The organism is Pseudomonas sp. Colony2 (genome assembly GCF_019382755.1).
Classification (GTDB): Bacteria; Pseudomonadota; Gammaproteobacteria; order Pseudomonadales; family Pseudomonadaceae; genus Aquipseudomonas.
In genome coordinates this window covers 703,005-710,997 of record NZ_CP080030.1, presented here as the reverse complement: position 1 = coordinate 710,997, position 7,993 = coordinate 703,005, and the positions used below count along the sequence as shown (strand labels likewise).

The window sequence follows — 7,993 nt, the reverse complement described above, 5'->3', positions numbered from 1 at the left end:
GTCACAGGCCTGATAAACTCCCGCTCGCCCTCCTTCGCTGCGAGCTCCCACCATGCTCCACGTGCTATTCAGCGTTTACCTGAAGATGCTGGTGCTCTACAGCCCCTTCTTCGTGCTCTCCTGCTTTATCAGCCTGACTCGCGGTTACTCCAGCAAGGAGCGGCGGCGCCTGGCCTGGAAAGTGGCCCTCGCCACCCTGGTATCGAGCGTGTTGCTCTACCTGTTCGGCCGGGTGATTTTCAGTGTGTTCGGCATCACCGTCGACGCCTTCCGCATCGGCGCCGGCAGTGTGCTGTTCATCTCGGCCCTGGGCATGGCCCAGGGCAAGTCGGCGGTGCAGACCGACAACGTGCAGCAGGACGTGACCATCGTGCCGCTGACCATTCCCCTGACCGTCGGCCCCGGCACCATCGGTGCGCTGCTGGTGATGGGCGTCAGCCAGCCGCACTGGGACGACAAGATCACCGCGATCCTCAGTATCGCCCTGGCCAGCCTGACGGTGGGCGTGGTGCTGTACCTGTCCAACCGTATCGAACGCATCCTCGGCGACCAGGGCTTGCAGATTGTCAGCCGGTTGATGGGGCTGTTCGTGTGCGCCCTGGCCGCGCAAATCATCTTCACCGGTGTACGCGGTTACCTGGTGCCGTAGATCAAATCCTGTAGTTGGCGATAGCCAGGCGGACCTTGTCCCCTGCGCTGTCCCGCAGCAGTTGAATCGTGTCTTCGTTGACCACCGAGCTGTTCAGCACCAGGCACGTGCGGCCACTGAAGGCCTCGACGGATGCACTGTCCCACTCCAGAAACGGTATGCCCAGTTGCTTGCTGACGCCGTGGGAGCTGTACGTCACCAGCACCATCGAAACTTCCCCGGCGATTTCCGAGCAGGACGCCAAACCGAAATCGCCACCGTCACGCGTGGTGGTATTTCGCTTGAATAACTCAAATGAAGCCGGGAGCTGCTTCAAGGCTTCAACCGCCTCCGCCACCCGTTTGGGCAATACACTGATCAGCGGCCCCGACAGAAACGTCGAGGCCACGGTGGCCGCCATCAGGTTCAGCGCCGCCAGCTGTACCGACAGCCCCTTGCGAGAGGTGTACACCCGCTCGAAACTGCTCCTGACCGGCATCCAGCCGAGGCTGCTCATGACCTTGATGAATTCGTTGTACCAGGCCTCTGTGCCCCGGGCGACCCGCAGCACATCGCTGACGTAGCTGCTCGCCAGCAAATAGCTTTTGCGGGTGTACTCCTTGTTGAGGCTGGTCATGCCTTGCACAAACGACATGACGCTGTTGTTCACCACCGCCGCGTCCAGCTCATCATCCGCCTCGGGCTTCACCGGCGCGCTCAACCCCGACGCCAGGCCGGGCGCGCCCGGAAGCCGGTAAGCGGCAATCAGCTTCCTCCTTTTTGCGCTGTTGATCCGTTTGTTGTTTCGCTCCATAGCCATTTCTCCATAACCCCCAACATGGGGCTCAACGCCAACACTAGTCGACTTGCCGGGGATTTTGAGCTGCTGGAAATTGACCACGGGACGCGCCGCGACCCGCAGGAAAAATCACTGCAGGCGGCGCAGCTGAGTAAACGCTGGGGATGAGGCGGCGGCACACAAAAGCGCCGTGCTTTTCTTCAAGCCGTAGAGAAAGGTATGACTTGAGCCGATGCAAAAAAAACTCGGCAAGCAGACCTTTCCGGCATCAATGACTGACGTTTCAAGGCGGCCCCATGGCGGGGCCGCCGTTGTTTTCAGGAGGCGGGTTTCTCGCCGTACCAACGTGGCGTGTAGACCCACTCGCCACCACCTGCCCGCGCAAAGACGCAGGTGGTGGACGAACCGATCAGCACCATGGTGCGCATGTCCACCTGCTCCGGCGTCAGTTGCCCCAGGGTGGTGACTCGCAGGGTCTGGCCCGGGCGACCGATGTCACGGCCCAATACCACCGGTGTTTCAGGCGTGCGGTGCTGCGCGACGATTTCCAGGGCGCGTCCCAACTGCCAGGGCCGCGCACGGGAAATCGGGTTATAGAACGCCAGCGCCAGGTCGGCCTGGGACGCCAGGTTCAGGCGCTTCTCGATGATCGACCAGGGTTTGAGGTTGTCCGACAGTGACATCACACAGAAGTCATGCCCCAGCGGGGCACCTGCCTGGGCCGCCGTGGCGAGGGATGCCGATACGCCCGGCAAAATCTCCAGGTCGACCTGATGCCAGGCCGGGTCGCTGGACTCGTGCAAGGCTTCGATCACCGCGGCGGCCATGGCGAATACACCCGGGTCACCCGAGGAAACCACCACCACCGAACGCCCCTGCGCCGCCAGCTCAAAGGCATGACGCGCGCGCTGCATCTCTTCGCGATTGTCGGTGCAATGCTGGATCTGGTCCGCGCGGAACGGCCCGGCCATGCGCACATAGGTTTCGTAACCCAGCACGTCGGTGCAGCGGGCCAGCTCGGCTTTTACTGCCGGTACCATCAGTTCGGCAGCGCCGGGGCCCAAACCGATCACCGCGAGGCGGCCACGGGGACGACCGATCAGGGACAGGTCCAGAGGGGCCTCGGCCACCGTGATCGCGATGTCCGCCTGAGGCGCCAGATCGGCGAAGCGCAATGGCACGCCCAGCTCCAACGCCGCTTCGTGCAATGACGAATCGGCCATCTCCGTTTCAGCCGCCAGCAGGCAAGCCAGGGACTGCACGGCGAGCCCGGCATCCTGCAACGCCGCACGAATTCGCCCGGCCAGTTGCGGCCCCGGCTGGCAGGTAACCAGCACCGTCTTCGGATAAATCAGCAACTCATTGGCCGCAGGTGTGCGCTCGGCACTGCCGACGTGAATCGCCAGGCGCGCCTGTTGATCCTGGGGCAAGTTGGCCTGATCCAGCCACGGCGCCGCGCCTTCAATGCGTACTGATTCGCCAGCCAGCAAATCCGAGACAAAGCGTTTGCCCAGTTCCAGATCCCCCAGCTGATAACCATGGGGCGGGTTAAGCAGGCAGGTACCAAAACGCAGCTCGCCACTGGTGGTGATCGCGGCGGCAACGTCCAGGGCAGCGGCGATTTCCCGCGCCATCACGTTTACGCCACCGAGGCCACCGAGCAACGGCACCACCGCGCTGCCGTCTTCGGCGACGGCCAGCACAGCAGGCTCGACGCCTTTCTCCAGCAGCAGCGGCGCCAGGGTGCGGATCACAATCCCGGCGGCACACAGGGCGATGATCGGCGTGCCCTGTTGATACAACTGGCGCACTGTGGCGCCGAATTCGTTATAGGCCTGATCTGCGCCCTCGACCCGCCCGGCCAGGCCGTGGATCAGTGCGTCGGGATACACCTGCTGGATAGCTCGGGCCGTGGCGAGGCTGCCCTGCCCCAGGATGACAATCGCGGGAGCCGTCATCAGCCTTGCCACCTTTCACCAGGAACGATGATCAACGAGAAATACGGCGAGGACGTCGGATCGACCTGATCCAGGGCGACGATTTTCTGATTGGCCATGGTCGCGCGCTCGACGTACAACGCCCGGCTCGCCAATCCCAATTCTTCCAGTACCTGACGCACCTTGGTGAAGTTGCGCCCCAGCTTCATGATCACCGCCGCGTCGGCATCCGCCAGGCGACGCTTGAGTTCGTCATGGGGCAGCACGCCGGAAAGCACCGACAGGCTCTGGTTGCGGTACACCAACGGTGCGCCCAGTACAGAGGCGCCACCGAGCATCGAGCACACACCCGGGATCACCTGGGCTTCGTAGCGCTCGGCCAGGCGGTCGTGCAAATACATGTAGGAGCCGTAGAAGAACGGGTCGCCTTCACAGATCACCGCCACATCGCGCCCCGCGTCCAGGTGTGCCGCAACGTCGACACTGGCGGTGTCGTAGAAATCGCTGATCACTTGCTCGTAGGACAGCGGCGCCGGCAACACTTCAGTGGTCACCGGGTACACCAGCGGCATCAGGGTTTGCTGGGGCACCAAATGGTCTTCGATGATGCCGAAGGCGTTGCCCTTCTTGCCCTTGGCCACGAAGTACGCCACCACCGGCGATTCGCGCAGCAGGCGCAGGGCTTTGAGGGTAATCAGTTCCGGATCGCCGGGGCCTACGCCCAGGCCAATCAAACGTCCGCGTGCCGGCATTATTCGACCTCCGTGGCCAAGGCGTTGACCGCGGCGGCGGCCATCGCACTGCCGCCCAGGCGGCCCTGCATGATCACGAACGGTACGCCGCGGCTGTCTGCCGCCAGCATCGCCTTGGATTCGGCGGCGCCGACAAAACCCACCGGGAACCCGAGGATCAGTGCAGGTTTTGGCGCGCCGGCGTCGAGCATTTCCAGCAGGTAAAACAGCGCTGTCGGCGCATTGCCGATCACCACCACACTGCCTTCCAGGTGCGGGCGCCACAGCTCCAGGGCGGCGGCGGAACGGGTGTTGCCCAGCTCGCGGGCCAACTCCGGCACGCTGTCGTCGCGCAGGGTGCAGATCACCTGATTGTTGGCCGGCAGGCGCGTACGGGTCACGCCTTCGGAGACCATCCGCGCATCACACAGGATCGGCGCGCCAGCGGCCAGGGCTTCGCGCCCGGCCTTGCCGGCACCTTCGGAAAATTGCAGGCCGTCGATGGCGTCGACCATGCCGCAGGCATGAATCACCCGCACCGCGAGTTTTTCCAGGTCGGCAGGGATGCGATCAAGCCGGGCTTCTGCGCGAATGATCGCGAAGGAGTTGCGATAGATCTCCTGACCGTCGCGGATGTAATCAATCATCGGTGTTGCTCCGTGGGTGAGCGCGCAACAAGGCGCCCGCCGCTTCAATAGAAAGAGTGCGCGCGTGCAGGCGGCCGAAACCGGGCAGGCCTGCGTCGCGAAAATAGAGGTCGTAGTGGCCGGGACTTACCGCCAGCAGGGTGACCGGCGCGGTGTGTGCGGCCGCGCAGGAACGCGGGCAGCCGGACAGGTGCACGCTGTGGCCGGGCGCTAGCGCGGCCAGTTGCACGGCGTCGGCCTTGGTGTCGGACAGGCCTTTGGCGCAACCGCCGGCGCCGGTGCAGGCGATCATCCGTGCGAGGGGTTGGTCCACCGAACACAAAAAGCCAAGCTGTTCGAGGCGTTCGGTGACAGCCGCCGCATCCTGGATATTGGGCAGCAGCAGGCCTTGCCATGGCGTGACACGCAAGGTGGCGTCGCCATGGTCGACGGCCAACTGCGCTGCGCCCCTGAGCATCGCCGAATCCAGGCGGCCCAAGGGTGCGACGGCGGCGACGTAGACCTGGTTTTTTTGGCGCTGTGGATAACTTCCCAGGTGCAGCGGCGCGGAGTTGGAGTGCCTTGAAAAGCCATCAACCGGCTGCAATGGCATATTCAGCTGCCGCAAAAAGTTATCCACAGCGGTTTCAGCCAGCAGATGGCGCATACGGGTCTGATCAGGCCGGGCCAGTTCAAGGAACCGTTCCAGCACCGCCACCACCAGTGCATGCCCTTGCGCCAAAGGTACCGCCGCCAAGGGCGCATCCCGCGCCGGGCAGCCTGCCAGGCCGAATGCCAACAGCGTGTTGCCATTGGCATCGAAGGCTGACAGCCACAGGTCGTGATGATGCTCGAGCATCGCCAGGGCTTCACCGCCGTCCAGTTGCACGGCGAACTTGGCCGACAGCTCATGGAAACGCGGGTGGGTTTCCAGGGTGGTGAGGATCTGGTCGGCCAACGGTCGGGTATCGAACAGCATCTCGCGGTCAATGCCGGCACTGGGGCTGAGCATCAGGTTGCGCACATCATCACCGGCGGCACGCTTGGGGCCCAGGTCGGCGGCCAGCAAGGCGGCGATCAATGCATCCTGTTCGGCGCCGATCCCGCGAATTTGCAGGTTGGCGCGGTTGGTCGCCTCGATCACCCCGCCGGCATGGGCCTGGGCGGCGTCGGCCACGGCAAACGCCTGCTCGGCGCGGATCGAACCGCCCGCCAGTTTGATCCGGCAAATCCCGCCATCCAACGCCTGGACAATACGCAGCAACCCCGGACAGGCCGAGGGGCGCAAGGTATTGGACGGTGGTATTGGTTTCACGGGGCTACCGGTTCACGGGTAAAGGCGCGGTATTATGCCTGCTTTGTCCGGCGGCATGAAAAGCCTGCCCGTCGGATGTCGTTCAAGGAATTCATATGTCGCCCTGGCTGACGGTAGTAGGCATCGGTGAAGACGGCTTCAAGGGCCTGGGCAGAAACGCCCGGCACGCCCTGTTGCGCGCCTCGCGCATTATTGGCGGGCAACGCCAGCTGGACTTGTTGCCGGTGTGCATCCGTGGCGAACGCCAGGTGTGGCCCAGCCCGTTTTCCCTGGAGCCGGTGCTGGCCAGGCGTGGTGAAGCGGTGTGCGTGCTGGCCAGCGGCGATCCGATGTTCTATGGCGTGGGTGCGAGCCTGGCGCGGCAGGTGCCGGCCGATGAGCTGCTGATTCTGCCGGCGCCCTCTTCCGTGTCCCTGGCGGCGGCGCGCCTGGGCTGGCCGTTGCAAGAGGTAGTGACGCTGTCGGTGGTTGCCCGGCCGATGGCGGCGCTGAATGCGCATCTGGCCAACGGCGTGCGTTTGCTGGTGCTGAGCAATGACGGCCAGAGCCCGGCGGCGATTGCCACACAATTGGCCGAGCGCGGGTTTGGCGCAAGTCGCCTGAGTGTGTTTGAACACCTCGGCGGGCCGGATGAGCGGCGCATCGACGGCATCGCCCGGGATTGGCCTGGCGAACCGATTGCCGCGTTGAATCTGCTGGCCATCGACTGCGTGGCCGACGCCAACACAGCGCGCCTGTCACGCCTGGCAGGGCTGCCGGACTCGGCCTTCAGGCACGACGGCCAACTGACCAAGCGCGACGTGCGCGCCATGACCCTCGCCCGCCTCGCGCCGATGCCCGGCGAACTGCTGTGGGACGTGGGCGCGGGCAGCGGCTCCATCGGGATCGAATGGATGCGCACCCACCCCAGCTGCCGCGCCCTGGCCATCGAGGCCGATGAAGGCCGGCAACTGTTGATCGAACATAACCGTGATGCCCTTGGCGTCCCAGGCCTGCAGTTGATTCGCGGCACCGCGCCCCACGCACTCGCTGGCCTGGAAGCGCCCGACGCCATCTTCATCGGCGGCGGCGTCACCCGCGACGGCGTGCTCGACACTTGCTGGCAACACCTGCGCCCGGGCGGCCGGCTGGTGGCCAACGCCGTGACCCTGCAAAGTGAAATGACCCTGATGGCCTGGCGCGAACAACACGGCGGCGAGCTGACCCGCATTCATGTGGCCCAGGCCCAGCCACTGGGGGGCTTTGATACCTGGCGCCAGGCGCTGCCGATCACCCTGCTGGAAGTGATCAAGCCGCTATGAAACGCATCCTGCTGTTGGGCGGCGTGACGGAAGCCCTGGCCATCGCCCGCACACTGGGGCCCGAACATATCTACAGCCTGGCGGGTGTTGGCCGCGTTCCCACCGACCTTACGTGCCAGGTGCGCGTCGGTGGCTATGGCGGCGCGGAAGGTTTGGCGCAGTTCATTCGCGATGAAGGTATCGAGCTGGTGCTGGACGCGACCCATCCGTATGCCGCACAGATCAGCGCCAACGCCGCCCGTGCTGCGGGTGTGTGTGGCATTCCCTGCTGGGCCCTGCGCCGCCCGGCTTGGCAGCCACAGGCGGATGATGACTGGCGCGAAGTCGGTGACTGGGCGGAGTTGATTGAAGCTCTGAAACCCTTCAAGCGACCACTGTTCACGCTAGGCCGTGAACCGTTGCAACACCTCGACGAAATCCCCGCCGAGCAGTTCTGGACGCTGCGCGCACTGGATGTGTACCCCGGCAATGAACGCTGCGAAGTGATCGGCGCCCGTGGGCCGTTTTTGATCGAGGATGAGCGGGCATTGTTTGAGCGACGGCAGATTGATGTGCTGATCAGCAAGAACAGCGGCAGCACGGCTACCGAGCCGAAGCTGGAAGTGGCACGGGAGCGGGGGGTGCCGGTGTTGGTGTTGAGGCGGCCGGTGTTGGCG

General features: G+C 64.5%; 8 protein-coding genes. 3 read left to right on the top strand and 5 right to left on the bottom strand.

Features of this window, described 5'->3' with window-relative positions:
* Nucleotides 1–52: 52 nt before the first annotated feature.
* A complete protein-coding gene (locus tag JV201_RS02935; RefSeq protein ID WP_003217330.1) occupies nucleotides 53–649 on the top strand; it encodes a MarC family protein in 597 nt (198 codons plus the stop codon).
* 1 nt (nucleotide 650) lies between these two features.
* On the opposite strand, the gene JV201_RS02930 is transcribed toward JV201_RS02935, so the two are convergent.
* The 5 genes from JV201_RS02930 to cobG all read right to left on the bottom strand — a co-directional run bounded on the left by JV201_RS02930 (nucleotide 651) and on the right by cobG (nucleotide 6,036).
* Entirely contained in the window at nucleotides 651–1,442 is a 792-nt protein-coding gene (locus JV201_RS02930; RefSeq protein WP_102606174.1) for a hypothetical protein, read from the bottom strand.
* A 302-nt stretch (nucleotides 1,443–1,744) separates the two neighbouring features.
* Entirely contained in the window at nucleotides 1,745–3,385 is a 1,641-nt protein-coding gene (cobJ, locus tag JV201_RS02925; protein ID WP_219406483.1) for a precorrin-3B C(17)-methyltransferase, read from the bottom strand.
* On the bottom strand, nucleotides 3,385–4,116 hold the full coding sequence (locus tag JV201_RS02920) for a precorrin-2 C(20)-methyltransferase (protein WP_003217336.1): 732 nt from the start codon (nucleotides 4,114–4,116) through the stop codon (nucleotides 3,385–3,387). Before JV201_RS02920 ends, cobJ begins: the two co-directional genes overlap by 1 nt.
* Nucleotides 4,116–4,742 carry a precorrin-8X methylmutase gene (locus JV201_RS02915; protein WP_003217338.1) on the bottom strand — a complete coding sequence of 209 codons (627 nt, stop codon included), beginning with the start codon at nucleotides 4,740–4,742 and terminating at the stop codon, nucleotides 4,116–4,118. The genes JV201_RS02920 and JV201_RS02915 overlap by 1 nt, the downstream gene beginning before the upstream one ends.
* Nucleotides 4,735–6,036, bottom strand: coding sequence for a precorrin-3B synthase (gene cobG, locus JV201_RS02910; RefSeq protein ID WP_274517803.1), 1,302 nt, complete (start codon nucleotides 6,034–6,036; stop codon nucleotides 4,735–4,737). Before cobG ends, JV201_RS02915 begins: the two co-directional genes overlap by 8 nt.
* Nucleotides 6,037–6,131: 95 nt before the next feature.
* On the opposite strand from cobG, the gene cbiE reads away from it, so the two are divergent.
* Together cbiE and JV201_RS02900 are read left to right on the top strand one after the other, a co-directional pair.
* Entirely contained in the window at nucleotides 6,132–7,337 is a 1,206-nt protein-coding gene (gene cbiE / locus JV201_RS02905; RefSeq protein WP_219406482.1) for a precorrin-6y C5,15-methyltransferase (decarboxylating) subunit CbiE, read from the top strand.
* Nucleotides 7,334–7,993: cobalt-precorrin-6A reductase (locus JV201_RS02900; protein WP_219406481.1), on the top strand; the 660-nt coding region annotated here is incomplete at its 3' end. The genes cbiE and JV201_RS02900, both read left to right, overlap by 4 nt.

Coding starts and splice junctions, on each gene's coding strand:
- JV201_RS02935 (WP_003217330.1), top strand. CDS start 53: ATGCTCCACGTGCTATTCAGCGTTTACCTGAAGATGCTGGTGCTCTAC.
- JV201_RS02930 (WP_102606174.1), bottom strand. CDS start 1,442: ATGGAGCGAAACAACAAACGGATCAACAGCGCAAAAAGGAGGAAGCTG.
- cobJ (WP_219406483.1), bottom strand. CDS start 3,385: ATGACGGCTCCCGCGATTGTCATCCTGGGGCAGGGCAGCCTCGCCACG.
- JV201_RS02920 (WP_003217336.1), bottom strand. CDS start 4,116: ATGCCGGCACGCGGACGTTTGATTGGCCTGGGCGTAGGCCCCGGCGAT.
- JV201_RS02915 (WP_003217338.1), bottom strand. CDS start 4,742: ATGATTGATTACATCCGCGACGGTCAGGAGATCTATCGCAACTCCTTC.
- cbiE (WP_219406482.1), top strand. CDS start 6,132: ATGTCGCCCTGGCTGACGGTAGTAGGCATCGGTGAAGACGGCTTCAAG.